The 21306-nt window shown below is 72.8% G+C and carries 16 protein-coding genes and 1 pseudogene; 11 read left to right on the forward strand and 6 right to left on the reverse strand.

Annotation, left to right across the window (positions count from 1 at the left end):
- Nucleotides 1–279: 279 nt before the first annotated feature.
- Nucleotides 280–1035, reverse strand: coding sequence for a TIGR03089 family protein (locus ACFYNL_RS39500; protein ID WP_388813064.1), 756 nt, complete (start codon nucleotides 1033–1035; stop codon nucleotides 280–282).
- Nucleotides 1036–1175: 140 nt separating this feature from the next.
- On the opposite strand from ACFYNL_RS39500, the gene ACFYNL_RS39505 reads away from it, so the two are divergent.
- Together ACFYNL_RS39505 and ACFYNL_RS39510 are read left to right on the forward strand one after the other, a co-directional pair.
- Nucleotides 1176–2666, forward strand: coding sequence for a peptidoglycan recognition protein (locus ACFYNL_RS39505; RefSeq protein WP_388813066.1), 1491 nt, complete (start codon nucleotides 1176–1178; stop codon nucleotides 2664–2666).
- A 184-nt stretch (nucleotides 2667–2850) separates the two neighbouring features.
- On the forward strand, nucleotides 2851–3933 hold the full coding sequence (locus ACFYNL_RS39510) for a sugar phosphate nucleotidyltransferase (RefSeq protein ID WP_388813069.1): 1083 nt from the start codon (nucleotides 2851–2853) through the stop codon (nucleotides 3931–3933).
- 123 nt (nucleotides 3934–4056) lie between these two features.
- Here the strand turns inward: ACFYNL_RS39510 and ACFYNL_RS39515 are convergent, their stop codons facing one another.
- The 4 genes from ACFYNL_RS39515 to ACFYNL_RS39530 form a co-directional block, all read right to left on the reverse strand.
- Nucleotides 4057–5058 (reverse strand): DNA-3-methyladenine glycosylase family protein, encoded by a 1002-nt coding sequence (locus ACFYNL_RS39515; RefSeq protein ID WP_388813071.1) that lies wholly within the window; start codon nucleotides 5056–5058, stop codon nucleotides 4057–4059.
- 154 nt (nucleotides 5059–5212) lie between these two features.
- On the reverse strand, nucleotides 5213–6538 hold the full coding sequence (locus ACFYNL_RS39520) for a coenzyme F420-0:L-glutamate ligase (RefSeq protein WP_388813107.1): 1326 nt from the start codon (nucleotides 6536–6538) through the stop codon (nucleotides 5213–5215).
- Nucleotides 6539–6543: 5 nt separating this feature from the next.
- Nucleotides 6544–7503 carry a 2-phospho-L-lactate transferase gene (cofD, locus tag ACFYNL_RS39525; RefSeq protein ID WP_388813072.1) on the reverse strand — a complete coding sequence of 320 codons (960 nt, stop codon included), beginning with the start codon at nucleotides 7501–7503 and terminating at the stop codon, nucleotides 6544–6546.
- Between the two features lie 33 nt (nucleotides 7504–7536).
- Nucleotides 7537–8043 (reverse strand): cysteine dioxygenase, encoded by a 507-nt coding sequence (locus ACFYNL_RS39530; RefSeq protein WP_388813075.1) that lies wholly within the window; start codon nucleotides 8041–8043, stop codon nucleotides 7537–7539.
- Nucleotides 8044–8693: 650 nt separating this feature from the next.
- On the opposite strand from ACFYNL_RS39530, the gene ACFYNL_RS39535 reads away from it, so the two are divergent.
- The 3 genes from ACFYNL_RS39535 (at nucleotide 8694) to ACFYNL_RS39545 (ending at nucleotide 14377) form a co-directional block, all read left to right on the forward strand.
- The gene (locus tag ACFYNL_RS39535; protein WP_003975777.1) at nucleotides 8694–8957 is read left to right on the forward strand and encodes a WhiB family transcriptional regulator; all 264 of its coding nucleotides are present in this window, start codon (nucleotides 8694–8696) and stop codon (nucleotides 8955–8957) included.
- A gap of 180 nt (nucleotides 8958–9137) precedes the next feature.
- Nucleotides 9138–12857, forward strand: a complete 3720-nt coding sequence (locus ACFYNL_RS39540; RefSeq protein ID WP_388813078.1) for a glycosyltransferase — start codon at nucleotides 9138–9140, stop codon at nucleotides 12855–12857.
- On the forward strand, nucleotides 12854–14377 hold the full coding sequence (locus ACFYNL_RS39545) for a DUF5719 family protein (protein ID WP_388813080.1): 1524 nt from the start codon (nucleotides 12854–12856) through the stop codon (nucleotides 14375–14377). Before ACFYNL_RS39540 ends, ACFYNL_RS39545 begins: the two co-directional genes overlap by 4 nt.
- A gap of 66 nt (nucleotides 14378–14443) precedes the next feature.
- On the opposite strand, the gene ACFYNL_RS39550 is transcribed toward ACFYNL_RS39545, so the two are convergent.
- Nucleotides 14444–14893, reverse strand: a complete 450-nt coding sequence (locus ACFYNL_RS39550; RefSeq protein ID WP_388813109.1) for a metallopeptidase family protein — start codon at nucleotides 14891–14893, stop codon at nucleotides 14444–14446.
- A gap of 341 nt (nucleotides 14894–15234) precedes the next feature.
- Between ACFYNL_RS39550 and ACFYNL_RS39555 the strand changes: the two genes are divergently transcribed.
- The 6 genes and pseudogenes from ACFYNL_RS39555 (at nucleotide 15235) to manA (ending at nucleotide 21291) form a co-directional block, all read left to right on the forward strand.
- Nucleotides 15235–15612 carry a DUF3499 domain-containing protein gene (locus ACFYNL_RS39555; protein WP_061919307.1) on the forward strand — a complete coding sequence of 126 codons (378 nt, stop codon included), beginning with the start codon at nucleotides 15235–15237 and terminating at the stop codon, nucleotides 15610–15612.
- Between the two features lie 156 nt (nucleotides 15613–15768).
- Nucleotides 15769–16767 (forward strand): annotated as a pseudogene (locus ACFYNL_RS39560) (L-lactate permease).
- Nucleotides 16768–16880: 113 nt separating this feature from the next.
- On the forward strand, nucleotides 16881–18245 hold the full coding sequence (locus ACFYNL_RS39565) for a phosphomannomutase/phosphoglucomutase (protein ID WP_388813083.1): 1365 nt from the start codon (nucleotides 16881–16883) through the stop codon (nucleotides 18243–18245).
- A gap of 201 nt (nucleotides 18246–18446) precedes the next feature.
- Complete coding sequence (locus ACFYNL_RS39570) at nucleotides 18447–18617, forward strand: Trm112 family protein (protein ID WP_015659983.1); 171 nt, start codon at nucleotides 18447–18449, stop codon at nucleotides 18615–18617.
- Between the two features lie 251 nt (nucleotides 18618–18868).
- Nucleotides 18869–19996: an SIS domain-containing protein gene (locus tag ACFYNL_RS39575; RefSeq protein ID WP_388813085.1), complete on the forward strand. Its 1128-nt coding sequence runs from the start codon at nucleotides 18869–18871 to the stop codon at nucleotides 19994–19996.
- Nucleotides 19997–20139: 143 nt separating this feature from the next.
- On the forward strand, nucleotides 20140–21291 hold the full coding sequence (gene manA, locus ACFYNL_RS39580) for a mannose-6-phosphate isomerase, class I (protein WP_388813088.1): 1152 nt from the start codon (nucleotides 20140–20142) through the stop codon (nucleotides 21289–21291).
- The last annotated feature ends 15 nt before the right edge of the window (nucleotides 21292–21306 follow it).

Consider the following 21306-nt stretch of genomic DNA (forward strand, 5'->3'; position numbering starts at 1 on the left):
GGGGGGGGGGGGGGGGGGGGGGGGGGGGGGGGGGGGGGGGGGGGGGGGGGGGGGGGGGGGGGGGGGGGGGGGGGGGGGGGGGGGGGGGGGGGGGCGGGGCCGTGCCGGGGGGTGTCCGTCCTCGGACCGGCGGTGGGGGTACGCAGAGAGGTGCTGGTTCTTGACGCCGGTCACTGCGGGCGGGCACCCCCCGGCACGGCCCCTTACCGCCGTCGGCGGCTGACGGTCGGTGGGGTGCGCCGGTGGCCTGCGGGGGTTCTCGGTGTGTGCCGCCTCGGTCTACCTCGCCGTCGTCGTCACGCGTTCGCTGTCGATTCGCTTGGCCAGCGTCTCCTCGTCCAGGGACTCGACGTGCCGGCACAGCACCACCGAGCCGTCGGTCGCCAGGGCCGCGTACAGGCCGGCGTTGAGGCCCTCCCAGGTGTCGTACGGCAGGGCCGAGAGGATGCGTGAGCCCGGGCCCGTGAGGCCCAGGCCTGTCGCCTCCGCGCGGGCCCGTTCGACCACTTCGGCGCCGCTGAACTCCCGGCCGGCCACGATCAGCGCGGGATCCTCCGGGTCGACCGGAGCGAACGGGGCGAAACGGTCTCCCTGGCTCGGCACCTCCACGGCGTAGTCGGCGAAACCGGCCGGCGGCTGCGGGAAGCGGCCTCCCAGCGGCCGTAGAGCCAACGCGACGCGTTCGCCCCGGCACGCCCGCGCGGCCTCCAGGCCCTCCGGACCGCTCACGACCACGTCGGCCGCCGCGGGGTCCCCGCCCACGTCGGCGATCGTGCCCACCGACGAACACGCCAGCAGCCACACCGCCGTCTGCCAGTGCGCGGGCAGCAGCAGCGCGACCCGGTCCCCGGGGCCGGCCCCCAGATCGCCCTGGAGCAGATTCGCGGTCTTGGCCACCCAATTGGCGAAGGTGGCCACGGACAATTCGACGCGTTCCCCGGTGGCGTCGTCGTAGAAGGTCACCAGGGGGCGTCCGGGATCCGCGGCGAGCGCGGAACGCAGCAGGTCGGCAGGGGTGCGATCGGTGGCGTTCACTCGGGCAAGAGTACGCCGACGCGCCGGTGCGCACCCGCCGTTGGGGCGCCCTCGCGCCACCGGTTCGGGGGAAGGGTGCGCCGACGGCCCGTCAGTTCGCCGATGGACAAGTTTGTGTGAATTTGCCCAATATCAGAAACATGCGTGGATTCCTTGCTTCTTCGATCGGTGTCACATGCGCGGTCGCTCTCGCCCTCCCGCTCACCCCACCCGCCCTCGCCGCGACCGCGAGACCGGCGCCCGGCGTGGAAGTGGCCACGCGTGCGCCGGTGGGTTCGGAGCGCCGTGCCGCCGAGCCCTACGTGCCAGGCAGCACCCAGTCGCTGCCCCTCGCCCCCCGCAGCCGCGACCGCGTCGCCGGTAGGCCCGTGGAACAGGGCCTGACCCGCCGGGACGTACCGCACTTCTCCCTCGTCGGTGTCATCTGGGACGACCCGGACGTCGAACTGCACGGCCGCGTCCAGGTCCGCACCCGCGCGGTCGGCACCGGTGCCTGGTCCGGCTGGCAGGACGTCGAGACGCACAACGCGGACCACGCGGCCGACCCGGGCACCGCCGAGCGCACCTCCGGCCGAGTGCGCGGCTCCACGGCACCGTTGTGGGTGGGGCGGTCGGACGGCGTGGAGGTGCGGGTCACCGCGGAAGCCGTCCCGGTCCGGGGTGAGGAGTCCGTACGGGGCGGCGGTGACCCGACTCCGGACCCGGCTGCCACCGGTACCGGCGTCGACGTCGCCTCCCCGCTGCCCGAGGGACTACGACTCGAACTCGTCGATCCCGGCGACCCCGCCCCCGCGCCGGAGGACCCCGCCGGCGCCCCCCGCCCCGGATCCCTGACCGCCGAGACCGGCGAGACCACCGAGACCCTCGCCGGGTCCTCGGCCGCCGACGCGGCCGCCTCCACCGCCAACCTCGAACTCGCGCCCCTCGGCGCCGCCGAGATCCCCGCGCTCGGCCGGGCCGAGACCGAGCGGGAACTGCTCGCCCTGCGCGGTGACGAACTGACGCAGGAACAGCGGGCGAAGCCCTACATCGGCCCGCGACCCCGTGTCGTGACTCGGCGGGGCTGGGGCGCGAACGAGAGCTGGCGGGAGCGGCAGTTCGCCTACACGAAGAAGGTGAAGGCGGCCTTCGTGCACCACACGGCGACCGGCGGCGGGTACCGGTGCTCACAGGTCGGCTCGCTCATTCGCGGTATCTACCGCTACCACGTCAAGAGCATGGGCTGGCGCGACATCGGCTACAACTTCCTCGTCGACAAGTGCGGAAACATCTACGAGGGGCGGGCCGGGGGAGTGGCGAAGCCCGTCCTGGGTGCCCACACCCTCGGTTTCAACTCCAACAGCATGGGCATCGCCGTCCTCGGCAGTTACGGCACCACCAAGCCGTCCAGCGCCTCGGTGAAGGCCATCGCCCGGCTCACCGCATGGAAGTTGGGGCTCTTCGGCGTCAATCCCCGTGGAAAGACATACCTGAAGTCCGGTGGTGGCAATCTCTACCGAAAGGGAAAGAACGTACGACTGAATACGATCTCCGGCCATCGGGACGGATACTCCACGGAGTGCCCGGGATGGCAGCTCTACCGCAAGCTCGGCACGGCCCGTGCCGCGGCGGCCCGCTACCAGGGACGCTGAGGCGGGCCGGTCCACCCCGGGGAGGGTGGGAGAAGCGGTGACCGCGAGGACGTATTCACCGCCGTCGGGGGACGAAGAGCGGGAGCACTGCCGCACTGCCGTCGAAGGCGCCGCACAACGGTCTGCATACACTGGCCGGCCGAAAGACAGTTCGGCCGGTCCCGGCAGGAAGCAGAGACGACAGGTGACAGAAGCGATCCTCCTGGTCGGCGGCAAGGGCACGCGGTTGCGCCCGCTCACCGTGCACACGCCGAAGCCCATGGTTCCGGCGGCCGGGGTCCCGTTCCTCACGCACCAGTTGGCGAGAGCGAGAGCGGCGGGCGTCGAGCACATCGTCCTCGCGACGTCGTACCTGGCCGAGGTCTTCGAGCCCTACTTCGGCGACGGCTCGGCGCTCGGACTCCACCTGGAGTACGTGACGGAGGAGGAGCCCCTCGGCACGGGCGGCGCCATCCGCAACGTGGCCTCGCGTCTCCACTCCGGGCCCGACGACCCGGTCCTGATCTTCAACGGCGACATCCTGACGGGCCTCGACATCAGGGCCCTGGTCCGCACCCACGAGACGACGGGCGCGGACGTCTCGCTCCACCTCACCAAGGTGACGGACCCGAGGGCGTACGGCCTGGTCCCCACCGACGGCACGGGCCGGGTGACCGCCTTCCTTGAGAAGCCCCAGACGCCGGAGGAGATCGTCACCGACCAGATCAACGCGGGGGCGTACGTCTTTCGCCGCTCGCTCATCGACACGATCCCGGCGGGCCGCCCGGTCTCGGTGGAACGCGAGACCTTCCCGGACCTCCTCGCGGCCGGTGCCCACCTCCAGGGCATGGTCGACTCGACCTACTGGCTCGACCTGGGCACCCCCGCCGCCTTCGTTCGCGGCTCGGCCGACCTCGTGCTGGGCCGGGCTCCTTCCCCCGCCGTCCCCGGCCGCTGCGGCGACCGCCTGATCCTCCCCACGGCCAGGGTGGCCCCCGACGCCAAGCTGACCGGCGGCACGGTGGTGGGCGAGGGCGCCTTCGTGGCCGAGGGCGCGCGCGTCTTCGGCAGCACGATCCTGCCGGGCGCCGTCATCGAACCCGGCGCGGTCATCACCGATTCCCTCATCGGCACTCGCGCCCGGGTCGGCGAACGCGCCGTCCTCACCGGCACGGTCATCGGCGACGGTGCGGTGATCGGCGCCGACAACGAGCTGGCCGAGGGCGCGCGGGTGTGGTGCGACGCGCGGATCCCGGCGGGCGCGGTGCGGTTCTCGCCGGACCTTTAGGGGCCTGTCGTTCGGACCATACCGGGGGCGTGGGGCGTGGGGCGTGGGGCGCGGACCGCGCGGCCGCAGGAGCCCGGGAGGCGGGGGGCGACGCACACCACGGCAACCGCGGCGCGCGCCCCGTCACAACCGCCCGATGTCCGCCCGGTACATCCGCGGTGCCCGCCGCTCCGGCACCCGCCCGCTCAGCAGGATCAGCCGAGCCGCCCGATGTCGCTGCCCCGCGTACGGCTCCAGCAGCTCCAGCATCACGGAGTCGTCCGCGTCCCGGTCGCCGGCGAGCGCCCACCCCACGATCCCCGGCAGATGCAGGTCCCCCACGGTCACCGCGTCCGGCGCCCCATGGCTGCGCTGCACGACCTCCGCCGATGTCCACGGCCCGATCCCCGGTACGACCTCCAGCCGGGCCTGCGCCTGCGCCGGAGGCATCCGCACCGCCTCCTCCAGCCGCGCGGCGACCCGTACGGCCCGCAGGATCGTGGACGCCCGCTTGTTGTCGACCCCCGCCCGATGCCACTCCCAGGACGGGATCATCCGCCAGGTGTGCGCATCCGGCATCACACACATCCGCGCGGGCGCCGGGCCCGGCGCCGGCTCGCCGTACTTCCGCACCAGCAACCGCCACGCCCGGTACGCCTCGTCGGCCGTGACCTTCTGCTCCAGGATCGACGGGATCAACGACTCCAGCACCAGCCCGGTCCGCGTCAACCGCAGCCCCGGTCGTCGGTGCCGGGCCAACGCCACCAGCCGATGCCGCGGCACGAAGACGGACGGGTCGTCGGCGGCCCCGAGCAGCTCCGGCAACTGCTCCAGCAGCCACTCGGCCCCCGGACCCCACGCCTCACCCCGTACGCCGGCCCCTCGCGCGGTGACCCGCAGCGTCCCGGGCCCGACGGGCGTACGGGTGGCCCGCCACACGGACCCGTCCGGCGTCGCCCGGAACGTCGGATCCCCCGGCCCTCGCCGCAGCGGCCCGAGCACGAGCCCGAGATCGACCGGCTCGTCGGGCACCCAGGTCCGCTCACGCGCGGGCGTATGAGCCTGCCGGGGTATCCCCGGGGGCACGGCGACATGGCCACCGCGCACTGTCGTACGCGTGGGCCGAGGAGCGAAACGTCCTGCCACGACAAACCCCGGGATGCGATCAGAGACCGATGAGAGTTACGAGCCTATGCGGTTCCGTGGCGCCCCGCGGTGTGTGTGCCGAGGAGTGTGAGGCGGGAGACGGCCCGCCTCACGAACCGCGACCGCGGTCGTCCGCCCCGCGGCCGGTGCGCTGTCACCGCACCTCGATGAACGCCCCCGCGTCCCGATCCGGACGGGGCCGGGGCTCCTCGGCCGGATGACCGACCGCCACCGCTCCCATCGGGTCCCAGTCCTGTGGCAGCCCGAGCACCTGGCGCACCACGTCCCGGCAGAACATCGTCGACGACACCCAGGCCGAGCCCAGCCGCTCCCCGGCCAGCGCGACCAGGAAGTTCTGCACCCCGGCGCCGGCGGCGACGACGAACATCTCCCGCTCGGCCCCGTCCCGCCGAGGGTCGCCGTAGGTGTGCGAGCCGTCCATGACCAGGCAGGGCACCACCAGGTACGGCGCGTTGCGCAGCACGTCCCCGCGGCGCACCCGTTTGGTGATGGACTCCTCGCTCTTGCCGTCCCGTCGCAGATCGGCGATCCACGCGTCCCGCATCGCGTCGAGCAGCCGCACCCGCGACTCCTCCGACTCCAGCAGCACGAACCGCCACGGTGTCGTGTGATGCGGTGCCGGCGCCGTCACGGCCGCCGCGACCGCTCTTCGTACGGCGCCGGGATCGACGGGCTCGTCGGTGAAGGCCCGTACGGTCCGCCGCTGGGTGACCGCCTCGCGCACCGCCTCCGACGTCCCCAGCCGGAACATGTCGTCGCGCGCGCCGCGCACCAGCGCCCGCGCGCCCTCCCCGTGCTCCTCGGCCACGGTGTGCGCCAGCCCGCGCACCACGGCGACGGGCAGGCCGGCGGCCTTCCCCTTCACCAGGTCACCGGCGGCGGCGAGTTCGTCCGCCGTCGCCACGACGGTCGCGCTGAGCGGATTGCCGTGCGCGTCCGTGCCGCCGCGCAGATCGTCGAGCACACGCACCCCGGCGGCGCCGATCGCCACGTCTGTGAGCCCCGCGCGCCAAGGTCGCCCGAAGGTGTCGGTGACGACGACCCCGACGGTGACACCGAGGGCGTCGCGCAGGCCGTCGCGGATCGCCCGTGCGGACGAGTCGGGATCCTCGGGCAGCAACAACACCGTCCCGGCGGGGGTGTTGGAGGCGTCGACACCGGCGGCTGCCATCACGAGCCCCTGCCGGTTCTCGACGATACGGAGGGCGCCGCGACGCGCCACGACCCGGACGGTCTCCGCGTCGATCGCCGCCTCCCGGTCGGCCGCCTCGACGACGCGCCCCTCCGCCTTGGAGACGATCTTCGAGGTGACCAGGAGCACGTCCCCGTCGGCGAGGCCGGGCTCGGCCGCGGCGATCAGCTTCGCGAGGTCGTCGCCCGGCTGGATCTCGGGAATCCCGGAGACGGGCCAGACCCGGTACCCCTTCACCGAGATGTCACCGGGCCCGTCGCTCGACACACCGCTCAAGCGCTTCGCACCTCCTCCGCCAGCGCCAGCGCCTCGCGGGCCATCTGCGCGGCCGCGTCGACGTCGGTCATCATCAGCGGCACGGCCCGGCAACGGATACCGGCCGCCTCGACCCGCTCGACGGTCCCGGCGTCCACGGTGTCGACCAGCCAGCCGTCGAGGAGACCCGAGCCGTAGTGCTCGGCGACCGCCGCCGCCGTCGACTCCACGCCGACCGCCGCGAGCACCTTGTCGGCCATCCCGCGCACGGGGGCGTCCCCGACGATGGGGGACAGGCCCACCACGGGCACCCCGGCGTCGGCGATCGCCTCCCGGATGCCCGGCACGGCGAGGATCGTGCCGACCGAGACGACCGGGTTCGACGGCGGGAAGAGGATGACGTCGGCCTCGGCGACGGCCTCAAGGACGCCCGGCGCCGGCTTGGCCTGGTCCGCGCCCACCGGCACGATCGCCTCCGCCGGCACGGCGGCGCGCAGCCGCACCCAGTACTCCTGGAAGTGCACGGCCTTGCGTTCGCCGTCCACCTCGACGGCGACATGGGTCTCCACGCGGTCGTCGGTCATCGGGATGAGACGGACGCCGGGCTTCCATCGGTCGCACAGCGCCTCCGTCACGGCGCTCAGCGGATATCCGGCGCCGATCATCTGCGTCCGCACGATGTGCGTGGCGAAGTCCCGGTCGCCCAGCCCGAACCACTCCGGCCCGACCCCGTACGCCGCGAGCTCCTCCTTGAGATGGAAGGTCTCCTCGGCCCGGCCCCAGCCCTGCTCCTCGTTGATGCCGCCGCCCAGCGTGTACATCACCGTGTCGAGGTCCGGGCAGACCTTCAGGCCGAAGAGGTGGATGTCGTCGCCGGTGTTGCCGATGACGGTGATGTCCGCGTCCGGCACGGCCCGCTTCAGACCACGCAGGAACCGGGCACCACCGATGCCGCCTGCCAGAACCACAATGCGCATGGAAGCAGTCTTGCAGGCGGGTACGACAACGCGTCAGGCAGTCACCGCACGCGGCTCCACCCGGGCCTCGCACGCCCGGGTGGTGTGCATCGGCATCTCGGTCAGGCCCGGGTAGTACACGTGCAGGCTCACCGCCGGTTCCAGGGCGTCGTTCGCCACCTCGTGCAGGTGACCCGGCGCGAAGACCTGCTGGGCGCCTGCCCCCAGCACGCGCGTACCCCGCTCGGTGCGCTCGGTCAGCGTCCCGTCCAGGACGGTGAGGACGCCGGAGGACCGGCCGTGGTCGTGCAGTCCGCTGCCCTGTCCCGGGACCCAGGACAGCAGCCACACCTCGTAGCCGGGGCCGGTGCGCAGCCGGTGGTACCAGCGCGTGGTGGCGTCGTACTGGACGAGGTGCTCCCACTGGGAGCGGTCGGCCGCGATGGAGCGGGCCAGGCCGACGAACTCGGCGACGGTCGCCGGGTGCTCGCGCGGTGCCTGGAGGAGGTGGGGGACTTCGAGGATGTCGCCGGCGATCTGAAGGTCGCTGTCGCTGTTCATGGGGTGGGTGGTTCCTCAGTGAGAAAAGGTCAGAGGGAACGAGAGCCGAGGGAAGGGTGGCTCGGCCTACAGCTGGAGCAGGTGTGGCTCAACAGCTGGGACAGCAACAGCTACAGCGAGCGCGGGCAGCACCGTGGGACCCGGCGGTGCGGGTCGAGGTGAGTGCCGAGTACGCGAGCATGCCCATAAGGACATCGGTTCATGCCTTCGGTGTCAACTCGACGCCCGGCGATGTGGGACATGTTTCACCTCATCCGGTTCATCTGAGTGGTGAAAGGTTTGTGCACGGGGTTGTCGGGACACATGGCGCACAACCGGGAGCGCATGGGCGTCGTTGCGATCCTGTGATCCGACTGTGATCCGGTTCGCTTCTGTACGCGCGTGCAACGAGACCGAACTTCTGGGCGTCCTTTTCCGTACAGGCTCTGCGGAGGAGGGGACACCCGTGCGGGCCCTGTCTGCTTGTCAAGGTTTAGGACGATTTGAACACTTTCCGCTAGGCCTTGGTTCCGCAGAGTGAATAAGGGGCTCAATAGCAGATCTCGGCTTGACTCGCCCGGAGCAGCACACTTGTAATTTCACTCGTGTCGTTCAGCCGAAATCGGTAACGGCAACATCACGGGGACGCGAAGGACTGACGAGGGGCGCACATGACCGAGCTGGTGCAGCAACTGCTGGTCGACGACGCGGACGAGGAACTCGGCTGGCAGGAGCGCGCGCTGTGCGCCCAGACCGACCCCGAGTCCTTCTTCCCCGAGAAGGGCGGCTCGACCCGCGAGGCCAAGAAGGTCTGCCTCGCCTGCGAGGTCCGCTCCGAGTGCCTCGAATACGCCCTCGCCAACGACGAGCGCTTCGGCATCTGGGGCGGTCTGTCCGAGCGCGAACGCCGACGCCTGAAGAAGGCCGCCGTCTGACGAAACGGCTCACTTCCGCACCCGGAAACGTCACGCACGGCCCGTCGCAGGTGGGTTATCCACAGGCGGCGGGCCGCCGTCATGCCCAGCCGATAGTGTGGTCGCTCGTCCGAGAGGCACCGCTGCCCCCTTGGGGCACAGGCGTCCACCGCAGTCCATCGAACCGGGGCCCGTACCTCGATGTCCGTGCACAGCCATCCGGCAGCCCTTCACGACCCCGCTGCCGCACCTGAGTTTCCGCGTCATGTGGTGACCGCGGTGCTCGTCTCCCACGACGGCGCCCGCTGGCTGCCCGACGCGCTCGCCGGGCTGCTCGGCCAGGAGCGCCCCGTCCAGTTCGCCGTCGCGGCCGACACCGGCAGCGCGGATCACTCCGCGCAGCTGGTCACCGACGCCCTCGGCGACGACCGCGTACTGCACCTCGCCCGGCGCACCGGGTTCGGCCAGGCCGTCGAGGAGGCCAACCGCAGCGCCCCCGTCCTCACCCCGGACGAGCTGACGTACCTGAAGCGGCCGAGCGGCTGGGACCCCGTCACGCGCACGTGGCGAGACGACGCCTACGACATGCCCGAACTCCCCCACGGGGAGCCGGTGCAGTGGCTCTGGCTCCTGCACGACGACTGCGCCCCCGAACCCGACGCCCTGGCCCAGCTGCTGCGCGTCGTGGAGAACGAGTACGAGCTCGGCCGCGACGACGTGGCCGTCGTCGGCCCCAAGCTGCGCGGCTGGTACGACCGCCGACAGCTGCTGGAAGTGGGCGTCACCATCGCCAACTCCGGTCGCCGCTGGACCGGCCTGGACCGTCGTGAACAGGACCAGGGCCAGCACGACCACGTCCGGTCCGTGCTGTCCGTGTCCACCGCCGGCATGCTGATCCGGCGCGACGTCTTCGAAGAACTCGGCGGCTTCGACCGACGCCTGCCCCTGATGCGCGACGACGTCGACCTGTGCTGGCGCGCCACCGCCGCCGGCCACCGCGTCCTCGTCGCCCCCGAGGCGGTCGTACGACACGCCGAGGCGGCCTCCCGCGAGCGCCGCACCGTCGACTGCGTGGGCCGCACCGCCGCCTCCCCGCACAAGGTCGACAAGGCGGGCGCCGTCTACACCCTGCTCGTCAACACGCGCACGGCCGTGCTGCCCTGGGTCCTGCTCCGCCTGGTGCTCGGCACGGTCCTGCGGACGCTGGCCTACCTCGTCGGCAAGGTCCCCGGACAGGCCCTCGACGAGATCCGCGGCCTCATGGGCACCCTGCTGCGGCCCGAGCGGATCATCGCCGGGCGGCGCAGGCGCGGAACCCCGGTCATCGACAAGGCCGAGCTGCGGGCACTGTTCCCGCCGCCCGGCGCGACCGTGCGGGCCACCGTCGAGCAGGCCGCGGGCAGCCTGGTCGGCAGCTCCGACTCCGAGGCGGCCGCAGGCGCGGGACGGCACGGCGGCGCGATCGAGTCCGGACCCGGCGGCGACGACGCCGACTTCCTGGAGATAGAGCAGTTCGGCCGCCTCAAGCGCATCGCCCGCAAGCCCGGCCCGGTGCTCTTCCTGATGCTGCTGCTCGTGTCGCTGGTCGCATGCCGCGGGCTCCTGGGCGGTGGCGCCCTCGCCGGGGGCGCGCTGCTGCCCGCCCCGGCCGACTCCGGCGAGCTGTGGTCCCGTTATCTGGACGCCTGGCATCCGGTGGGTGCCGGGGGCACCTCGTCGGCGCCGCCGTATCTGGCGATCGTGGCGATGCTCGCCTCCGCACTGCTGGGCTCGACCGGGCTCGCGGTCACCGTCCTGCTGGTCTGCTCGGTGCCGCTGGCCGGTCTCACCGCCTACTTCGCCTCCCGCCCGCTCGTCGAGTCCCGTCTCCTGCGCGCGTGGGCGGCCGTCGCCTACGCCTTCCTGCCGGCCGTCACCGGCGCCCTCGCCGGCGGTCGCATCGGCACCGCCGTACTCGCCGTGCTGCTGCCGCTCATCGCACGCGCGGGCATCGCCGCGAGCGGCCTGGCGAACGGCACCGGAGCCCGCGGCAGTTGGCGCGCGACCTGGGCGTACGCGCTGCTGTTGACGATCACCACGGCCTTCACCCCGATCGTGTGGCCGATCGCGCTGCTGCTCGGGGCCGCACTCCTGGTCGTGCGCCGCACCGACATCACGGCCTACGGTCTGCGCCTCCTGGCCCAGCTCGGGGTTCCCCTGCTGGTCCTCGCACCCTGGTCGCTGTCGCTGCTCCCGTTCGGCTTCTTCCAGGAGGCCGGTCTGGAGTATGGCGCCTCCGCGGCGTCCGCCGTGGATCTGCTGGGCGTCAGCCCCGGCGGGCCGGGCACCGTCAGCGGGTTCATGCTCATCGGCGTCGTCCTGGCCGCGCTGGCCGCCCTGCTGCGTTCCGAGCGCCAGTCGGGAATCCTGGCCGCCTGGGCGGTCGCCCTGGTGGGCCTCGTCTTCGCGGTCCTGTCCAACAGCTCGACCTGGGCCGGTCCCGCCACCCTCGTCTACGGCATCGCGCTCCTGGCCGCCGCCCTGCTCGGCGCGGACGGGGCACGCTCGCGTGTCGCCGAGCAGAGCTTCGGCTGGCGCCAGCCGGTCGCCGCGCTGATCGCCTTCGCGGCCGCAGCGGGTCCGCTGCTCGTCGCCGTCGGCTGGATGATCCGCGGCGCCGACAACCCCCTGGAGCGCCGGGACCCCGTGCAGGTGCCGGCGTTCGTCGCCGAGGAGAGCAACACCCGCGACCAGGCCCGCACCCTCGTCCTCGACAGCGACTCCGCGGCCCACGTCGCCTACATGCTCGTCCGCGGCTCCGGCGCCCGCCTCGGAGACGCCGAACTCGCCGCGGCCGACGGGGGGAACGCCAAGCGCGACAAGATCGTCGCCAACCTCGTCGCCGGTTCCGGCGCCGACCAGGCCGACCAGTTGGGCGCGTTCGCGGTGCGTTACGTCCTGGTCCACAAGGGCGCCCCGCGCGAGGTCGCGCGCGTGCTGGACGCCACGCCCGGTCTGTCGCGGCTGAGCGAGCAGCACGGCAGCGCGCTGTGGCGGGTCGACCGGCAGGTCTCGCGTGCGGCCGTCGTCTCCGGCTCGGAGTCCGGGGCGGGTGCCGACTCGGGTGAGCCCCAGTCCGTCGCCGCCGGGCCCGTCGAGATCCACACCACCGTCCCGAGCGGCTCCGAAGGGCGTGTCCTGCGTCTGGCGGACAGCGCCGACGAGGGCTGGACGGCCACCCTGGACGGCAAGCCGCTCACCCCGACCACGGTCGACGGCTGGGCCCAGGGCTTCGAACTGCCCGCCGCCGGCGGCAGGCTCGACGTCACCTTCGACGACCCGGTCGGCCACACCGCCTGGCTGTGGACGCAGGGCTTCCTCGCCGTGGTCCTCGTCGTGATGGCTCTTCCGGGGCGTCGCCGCGACGTCGACGACGACCTGCCCGAGGAGTCGGCCGTCCCGGCCGAGGCCATGGCGGGCGAGGGCCGACGGGCCCGTCGGCTGCGCGCCCAGGCGGAGTCCGAAGAGACCGGGCAGGACGGGGACTTCCCGGCTCCCCCCGGGCAGCAGCCGCCCGTGGCGATTCCCCACCAGCAGTCGTACGGGGCCGGGACGAGAGCGGACGAGGGCGCCCAGGGCTGGGGGAAGGACGCGCCCGGTTACGTGGGCGCCGAGTACGGCACCTACAGCGGTGAGCAGTACCACGGCGGTCCGCAGTACCCCGAGGGCGGTGCCTACGACCAGCCGTACCAGCCGGACCCGTACCAGGGCGGCGGCCAGTACGACCCGTACGGGTACGGCGGGCAGTCCGCCACGGGCGGGTACGACCAGACCTACGACGCCTCCTACGACCAGACGTACCAGCAGGGCTACGACGGCTCGTACGACCCCGGGCAGCAGCACCAGCACGGCAGTGAGCGTTCCGACGGGAGCCAGCAGTGAAGCGCACGACCCTCTCCCTGATCGCCGGTACCGGCGCCCTCGCCGCCGTCACCGGGTTCGCGGCGCTCACCACGCCGGACGCGTCCGGCACGGACACCGCCAAGACGGCCGCCGAGCTGCCCGTGGAGCGTACGAGCCTGGTGTGTCCGGCGCCGAGCAGCTCGGACCTCGCCGAGACGACGTACACGTCGTTCACGCCCGTCACCAAGGGGACGGGGAGCGGCGGGAAGGCCCGACTGCGGTCCGCTGCGCAGGCGTCGGGGACCGGTGCGGGCGGCAAGGACAAGGCCGACGGCAGGACGGGCGAGGCCGGTGCGGCGGGTAAGGCCGGCAAGCCCGTCCTTGAGGCCGAGAAGGTGGGTGCGCCGGTCACCGCGGACGCGTCCGGGGCCGCATCGCCGGCCCTGATCGGGACCGCTGACGGGAAGTTCGCGCCCGGTTGGACCGTCCAGGAGACCACCCGGGTCGCCGCGGGCTCGGGGCGCGGCCTGCAGGGCGTCAACTGCGTCGAGCCCGACACCGAGTTCTGGTTCCCCGGTGCCAGTACGGCCGCCGACCGCACGGACTACGTGCATCTGACCAACCCCGACGACTCGGCAGCCGTCGTCGACATCGAGCTGTACGGCAAGGACGGCGCCCTGGAGACCACGGTGGGGGAGGGGATCACGGTGCAGCCGCATTCGGGCGAGCCGGTCCTGCTGTCCACGCTCACCGGTGAGAAGCAGGACAACGTGACCGTGCACGTGAGCGTGCGCAGTGGCCGGGTGGGGGCCTCGGTGCAGGCGCTGGACGACAAGCTCGGCGGGGACTGGCTGGCGGCGTCCGCCGATCCCGCGGGGAGCCTGGTGCTGCCCGGCATACCGAAGGACGCCAAGGCCGTGCGGCTGGTCGCCTTCACGCCGGGGGACGCGGACGCGGACCTGAAGGTGCGGCTCGCCTCCCCGTCCGGGGCGATCACGCCCGCCGGGCACGAGACGCTGCACGTCAAGGCCGGGATGACGAGTGCCGTGGACCTCGGCGACGTCATGCGGGGGGAGGCGGGATCCCTGGTGCTGACGCCCACGGACCGGTCCGTGCCGGTGGTGGCCGCGCTGCGGGTGGTTCGCGGGTCGGGTGCCAAGCAGGAGACCGCGTTCATCCCGGCGAGCCGACCGGTGGGCGCACGCGCGACCGTGGTGGACAACAGGGCCAAGGGCACGACGCTGTCCGTGGCGGCGCCCTTCCGGTCGGCGCGGATCAAGGTGACGGCGTCGGGCGGTGGGGCCGGTACGGCGACCTCGAAGACGTACACGATCAAGTCCGGAACCACCCAGGACCTGGACGTACCGGTGCCGGGTGGTCTGAAGGGCACGTACGCGCTGACGGTGGAGACGGTGTCGGGTGGCCCGGTCTACGCGGCTCGGACGCTTGCGGTGTCGGCGGAGGGCGTGCCCGGGTTCACGGTGCAGACGCTGCCGGACGACCGGGGGATGGTCGCCGTGCCGGAGGCGGACGAGGATCTGTCGGTGCTGCAGGAGTAGGGACGCGGTGCGGGTCCCCGCGGGCGGCCTGCGCGACGGCCCGCGTCTGCCGCTCGCACAGGGGTGTCAGTCCTCGCCGTAGCGGGGGTCCACCGTCTCCGGTGTCAGGCCCAGCAGCTCGGCCACCTGCTCCACGACCACCTCGTGGACCAGCGCGGCCCGCTCGTCCCGGCCCTTGGTGCGGATCTCCACCGGGCGGCGATAGATGACCACCCGGGCGGGGCGCCCCTCGCGTGCGGGGATGGTGCCACCGAGGGGGACCGCCTCGTCGTTCCAGGTGCGGCCGGGGCCGTCCAGGCGTGGGACCTCCAGGACCAGGAAGTCCATGTCGGCCAGCTGGGGCCAGCGGCGTTCGAGGCGTTCCACCGAGTCCTGCACCAGATCGGCGAAGGCGTCGGCGCGGCTCGCGGCCAGGGGAACCTGGGGCGGTGCGATCGGGCCGCGCATACCCCGACCGTGGCGATCACGGCGGCGGGGCCCGGGGCCGACGGCACGGGGCGGTACGGGGGTGTCCATCACTGGTGAAGGGTAGTCCCCGTGCGGGGCGCGTGGCGGATCGCCGGGTGCGGTCGGGTGACGTCGGCCCGCTCGTACGGCATGTCGGCAGATGACCATTCCAGCCAAGGTTGGGCTCGTTTCCGTATCTCTCCGGGACCGTCGAGCTCGTGGTTATTGGTGGGGTTTGTGGTGAGTGGTGACCGGATTCGAACGCGTGCGGAATCTCGAAGGAAGGTTCCCGCGCAGGTCAGTGGCTTGGGGTGAAAGGGGCGTGTGGGGTGTTTCACAACACGACACGGTGGGGTGACCTGGGGGAGAGTCGTCGCGGCCCGCTCAAGAGTGCGGTACCGTCCAACGTCGTGAGCCCTGTACGTCGCTGTTCGCGCACCGCTTGCGGCCGTCCCGCCGTAGCGACGCTGACGTACGTCTACGCCGACTCGACCGCGGTCCTCGGCCCGCTCGCCACCTACGCCGAACCCCACTGCTACGACCTGTGCGCGGAGCACTCCGAGCGCCTCACCGCCCCGCGCGGGTGGGAGGTCGTACGGCTGTTGGACGGTTCGGCTCCGGCCCGTCCCAGCGGGGACGACCTGGAAGCGCTTGCCAACGCCGTACGCGAGGCGGCCCGTCCGCAGCAGCGGGCGGCCGAGGCGGGCGGGGGCGGAGCACGCGCCGCCGATCCGATGGAGGTCGCGCGGCGGGGGCATCTGCGGGTGCTGCGTTCGCCCGACAACTGAGTCCGGTCCCGCGGCTGTTGTTCCTGGTGCGGGTGCGCGGGCGTCGCGGGTGTCGCGGATGACGCACAGGCGTTGACGTCTCGTTGGCGCGGACTGGTCTTTTCCGTCTGCCGGATCGAGAAATGGCTTTCCGCGTGTCGGAATCCGGGCGGCGCCCTGTACGTCCACGAACTGGAACCCGTGGCCGGCTCGCTCGGCCTGTCCGCCCTGGTGGCGGCACTGCCGCTGGTGATCGTCCTCGCCTCACCGGGCGTTGTGCGCCTGAAGGCGTATCCCGCCGGTCTCGCCGGGACTTCTGGCGGCCGTTCTGGTCGCCTGACTCGCGCACGGGGTGCCGCCCTCGGTCAGACGCTCTCAGAGGCGCCCAGGGCGCCGCCTCCGGGCTCTTCCCCATCCTGTGGATCGTCATCCTGTGGATCGTGGTCGACGCCCTGCCCGTTGGGTGCATCGGATGACCGTCCGCACACGCCATCTCGACGTCCTGCGGCGCTGGTTCGGACGCCTCTTCGACGTTTCCCAAGTGCTCGGCGCCGCCTTCTGCTTGGGGGCCTGCCGGGGGCGCTCGCCGGATTCGGGGCGCCTGTGGCGATCTGCTCGGTCATGCTGGTGGCGCTCGGGTTCGAGCCGACCAGCGCGGCGGTCGTCGCGCTGGTCGCCGACACGCGCCCGTGGCCTTCGGCGACATGGGCACGCCGGTGGTGACGCCGGTGGTGACGCCGGCTCAGGTCACCGGACTGCCGCTGGGCGAGGACGACCCGGGGCGGAGGTCGTGCGGGCGTACGCGTTGCTCGCGTGCTCGCCGGGGTGGGTGCGGCGGTCGTCGTTGGTGTGCACGCGCGCGTGGCCGTCGCGGAGTCTCCGGGTTCCGGGTCGGACACCTCGGACGACGCACTGACGGGCGCCTCGTAGGTGACGGCTGCCCGGGAGTCGGGGCTGTCGCGGAACTCCTGGCCGCCGCCAACAGTTCAGGTGGTGTGCTCGGCAAGACGATCTCGCCGCAGAACCTCACCATCGTGTGCGCGGCGGTGGGGCTCACCGGCCGGGCGGGGGAGCTGCTGGGGCGGGTGCTGCCGGTGGCGCCTCGGCCTGCTGCTGGTGGTGTCTCTGATCGTCGTCGGGCAGAGCTCACCGGTGCCGGGCTGGATGCTGCCCTGACCTCCGCGCTGACCTGAGGTTACGGCTGGGGGTCCACTCAGCGGCCACACAGCGTGCTGCCGGTGAGGGCGGGTAGTTTGGGGTGACCGACAGGACTTCCAGGAGGGTTGGCCGTGGCTGCTGATCTGTCACAGCTCGTGAAGGCGTACGACGTACGCGGGGTCGTCCCGGACCAGTGGGACGAGCCGTTGGCCGAGCTCTTCGGGGCCGCCTTCGTCCAAGTGACCGGCGCGAGCGCGATCGTGATCGGGCACGACATGCGCCCCTCGTCGCCCGGCCTGTCCCGCGCCTTCGCGCGCGGAGCGGCGGCGCAGGGCGTCGACGTCACCGAGATCGGCCTGTGCTCGACGGACCAGCTGTACTACGCCTCCGGAGCGCTTGACCTGCCCGGCGCGATGTTCACGGCCTCGCACAACCCGGCGCAGTACAACGGCATCAAGATGTGCCGAGCGGGCGCGGCCCCGGTCGGCCAGGATTCCGGCCTCGCGCAGATCCGCGAACTGGTCGAGGGCTGGACGGAGTCGGGCGCCCCGGCACCCGCGGCGCAGACGGGAACGATCACGCAGCGGGACACGTTGGAGGACTACGCGGCCCACCTCCGCTCCCTCGTCGACCTGAGGACCATCCGCCCCCTGAAGGTCGTCGTCGACGCGGGCAACGGCATGGGAGGCCACACCGTCCCCACAGTCTTCGCCGGCCTGCCCCTCACCCTCGTCCCGATGTACTTCGAGCTGGACGGCACGTTCCCGAACCACGAGGCCAACCCGCTGGACCCGGCGAACATCGTCGACCTCCAGAAGCGGGTCCGCGAGGAGTCCGCCGACCTCGGTATCGCCTTCGACGGCGACGCCGACCGCTGCTTCGTCGTCGACGAGAACGGCGCCCCGATCTCCCCGTCGGCCATCACCGCCCTGGTGGCCTCGCGTGAACTCGCCAAGCACGGCGGCAAGGGCACGATCATCCACAACCTGATCACGTCCTGGTCGGTACCGGAGGTCGTCGAGGAGAACGGCGGCACCCCGGTCCGCACCCGGGTCGGCCACTCGTTCATCAAGGCCGAGATGGCCAGGACCGGCGCCATCTTCGGCGGCGAGCACTCCGCCCACTACTACTTCAAGGACTTCTGGAACGCCGACACGGGCATGCTGGCCGCCCTCCACGTCCTGGCGGCCCTCGGTGGCCAGGACGGCCCGCTCTCGCACCTGGTCGCGCAGTACGACCGCTACACGGGCTCCGGTGAGATCAACTCCACCGTCGCCGACCAGGCGGGCCGTCTCGCGGCCATCAAGACCACGTACGAAGGCCGAGAGGACGTGCGTCTGGACGAGCTCGACGGCCTGACCGTCACGGCGGCCGACTGGTGGTTCAACGTCCGCCCGTCCAACACCGAGCCCCTGCTCCGCCTGAACGCGGAAGCGCGCGACGAGGCGACGATGGCGAAGGTACGGGACGAGGTGCTGGCGATCATCCGGGGCTGACGACGAAAGGGCCCGGAGCCCCACGGGACGGGACGGGCGAGCGCGGCGGGGCCGTGACCCGCGCACGGCCGCCGCGGCACCGCCCGACCCGTCCGGCCCGCCCCCGCCCAACCCCGGCACCCCGCCCTCACCGGCGGTACGCTGACCAGGCACATCCGCACACACGCACGTACCGCGCAACCCACCCTGAAGGGACCCGCCATGCCGCTGGAAGCCGGCCTCCTGGAGATCCTCGCTTGCCCGGCCTGCCACGCCCCGCTCAAGGAGCAGGAGGCCGAGCTGATCTGCACCGGCCAGGACTGCGGCCTGGCGTACCCCGTCCGCGACGGCATCCCCGTTCTGCTGGTGGACGAGGCCCGCCGCCCCGCCTGACCCCTGAGGTCACGGGCGTTCGACACCGGCGTACGGCCTTCGGTCCATGGCGCCATGAGGACCGGCGGCCCGAGCGGAGGACCACCCGCTCGCGCTGGACGGAAACCGGACCCCGTACCGACGGAATCCGGACCCGTACCGACGGAATCCGGACCCGTACCGACGGAAACCGGCCCCGCCGGCCCCGCACCACGGAACGCCCCACAGCCCGCTCCGCCCCAGTCCGCCCCGGCGCTCGGAGGCTGCCGACCATGCTCGACGAATCGCTGCTCGACACGCCGGAGGCGCTCGCCGAGGCCGACCGGCGTGCCCTGCTCCGCGGTGCGGCCGAAGCCGGCGCCCGCGTCCGCACCGCCGCCCGGCACGCCGCCGAGGCCGGCGTCCACGACCTCAAGCCCGACGGCCGCCCCCGCGCCGTCCTCATCGCGGGCCCCGGCGCCGCCGCCATCTGCGTGGCCGACCTCCTCGGCACACTCGCTGGCTCCACCAGCCCCGTCACCCGGCTGGCCCCCTCCGGGGTGGCACCCGCCGCGGGTGCCCTGCGCTGGGAGCTGCCCGGCTGGGCGGGCTCCGTGGACCTGCTGATCATCACCACTCCCGACGGCACCGAGCCGGGCCTGTCCCTGCTCGCCGAGCAGGCCTACCGCCGAGGCTGCACGGTCGTCGCGGTGGCACCCTCCGGCACCCCGCTCACCGAGGCGGTGCACGGCAACCACGGCCTGTTCGTACCGATGGCGACGACCCCGTACGAGCACGACGAACCCCTCGCCGCCTCCGCCCCCGGCGTCCTGTGGGCGCTGCTCACCCCCCTCCTGGCGCTCCTGGACCGCACCGGCACGCTCGCCGCCCCGCCCGACGCCCTGGAGAAAGTCGCCGACCGCCTCGACCACATCGCCGAACGCTGCGGCCCCGCCATCGCGACCTACAGCAACCCGGCGAAGACCCTGGCCGCCGAACTCGCCGACACCCTCCCGCTGATCTGGACCGAGGGCGTCTCAGCCGGCCCGGCAGGCCGGCGTTTCGCCGCCGCGCTCGCCGAGCTCTCCGGCCACCCCGCCCTGGTCGCCGAACTGCCCGAGGCCCTCTCCTCGCACAGCGCGCTGCTCGCCGGCCCCCTCGCGGCGAGCGCCGACCCCGACGACTTCTTCCGCGACCGGGTGGAGGAGCCACCGGCCCTGCACGCGCGCGTGGTGCTGCTGCGCGACCGCCCCAGCGGCGGCCTCACCGCCGCGCCCACCGCCCGCGACCTGGCTCTCAGCCACGACACGCCGATCAGCGAACTGGAGCCGGAGGCCGGTGGCGAACTGGAGACCCTCGCGGAACTGATCGCCATCACGGATTTCGCCGCCGTTTACCTGGCGCTCGCCTCGGTTGTCTGATCTGTCCCAGGGCGCCCTGGCGGCCGTACGGACAAGGAAACGACAGCCGTACGCGCAAGGAACCGGCAGCCGTGCGCAAGCCGGACCCGCGTCCACCGAAGACCACGCCGCGCCGCACTCACAGAGAGCAGACACGGAACCGCATGGACCGCCTCGACAACACCATCCGCCCCTACGCCTGGGGTTCCACCACCGCGATCCCGAAGCTCCTCGGGGCTGAGCCGACCGGCGAACCGCAGGCGGAGATGTGGATGGGCGCACACCCCGGCGCCCCCTCGCGCACCGGGCGCGGCACCCTCGTCGAGGTCATCGAGGCCGATCCGGCGCGTGAACTGGGCGACGCCGCCGTCGCCAAGTTCGGCCCCCGACTGCCCTTCCTGCTCAAGATCCTCGCCGCCGGGGCTCCGCTCTCCCTCCAGGTGCACCCCGACCTGGCACAGGCGAGGGCCGGCTACGAGGACGAGGAGCGCCGGGGCATCCCGCTGGACGCCGGCCACCGCAACTACAAGGACGCCAACCACAAGCCCGAACTGATCTGCGCGCTCACCGAGTTCGACGGCCTGTGCGGCTTCCGTGACCCGCTGCGGGCCGCCGACCTGCTGGACGGCCTCGGCGTCAACTCCCTCAAGCCGTACGTCGACCTGCTGCACGCCCACCCCGAGGACGCCGCCCTGCGCGAGGTGCTCACCGCGATCCTGACCGCCGACCCGGACGAGATGGCCCACACCGTCGCCGAGGCCGCGGCCGCCTGCTCCCGCCTCGGCGGCGACCACGCCCCGTACGCCGACATCGCCCACCACTACCCGGGCGACCCCGGTGTCATCGCCGCGATGCTGCTCAACCATGTCCGGCTGCAGCCCGGCGAGGCCCTGTTCCTCGGTGCCGGCATCCCGCACGCGTACCTCAGCGGCCTCGGCGTCGAGATCATGGCCAACTCCGACAACGTCCTGCGCTGCGGCCTGACCCCCAAGCACGTCGACGTCCCCGAACTCCTGCGCGTCGTCCGCTTCGAGGCGGGCGACCCGGGCGTGCTGCGCCCCGAGGCAGCCCCGGACGGCGAGGAAGTCTACGAGACCCCGATCGACGAGTTCCGGCTGTCCCGGTACGTCCTCCCGGAGGGCACCGTCGCCCACGACCTCACGCGCGCGACCCCGCAGATCCTGCTCTGCACCGCCGGTTCCGTCCATGTCGGGGAGCACCTGCTCACGCCGGGCGGATCCGTCTTCGTACCGGCAGGCGAGCGGACCGAACTGGCCGGTGCCGGTACGGTCTTCCGGGCAACGGTCGTCGTCTGACGGACACCATCCGGC

This window comes from Streptomyces sp. NPDC007808 (genome assembly GCF_042868655.1).
Taxonomy (GTDB): Bacteria; Actinomycetota; Actinomycetes; order Streptomycetales; family Streptomycetaceae; genus Streptomyces.

What these genes read in the sequence shown, in the direction of transcription:
- ACFYNL_RS39530 (WP_388813075.1), bottom strand. Translation starts at nt 8,043, where the DNA reads ATGAACAGCGACAGCGACCTTCAGATCGCCGGCGACATCCTCGAAGTC.
- ACFYNL_RS39575 (WP_388813085.1), top strand. Translation starts at nt 18,869, where the DNA reads ATGCTCGACGAATCGCTGCTCGACACGCCGGAGGCGCTCGCCGAGGCC.
- ACFYNL_RS39535 (WP_003975777.1), top strand. Translation starts at nt 8,694, where the DNA reads ATGACCGAGCTGGTGCAGCAACTGCTGGTCGACGACGCGGACGAGGAA.
- manA (WP_388813088.1), top strand. Translation starts at nt 20,140, where the DNA reads ATGGACCGCCTCGACAACACCATCCGCCCCTACGCCTGGGGTTCCACC.
- ACFYNL_RS39540 (WP_388813078.1), top strand. Translation starts at nt 9,138, where the DNA reads ATGTCCGTGCACAGCCATCCGGCAGCCCTTCACGACCCCGCTGCCGCA.
- ACFYNL_RS39570 (WP_015659983.1), top strand. Translation starts at nt 18,447, where the DNA reads ATGCCGCTGGAAGCCGGCCTCCTGGAGATCCTCGCTTGCCCGGCCTGC.
- cofD (WP_388813072.1), bottom strand. Translation starts at nt 7,503, where the DNA reads ATGCGCATTGTGGTTCTGGCAGGCGGCATCGGTGGTGCCCGGTTCCTG.
- ACFYNL_RS39505 (WP_388813066.1), top strand. Translation starts at nt 1,176, where the DNA reads ATGCGTGGATTCCTTGCTTCTTCGATCGGTGTCACATGCGCGGTCGCT.
- ACFYNL_RS39550 (WP_388813109.1), bottom strand. Translation starts at nt 14,893, where the DNA reads ATGGACACCCCCGTACCGCCCCGTGCCGTCGGCCCCGGGCCCCGCCGC.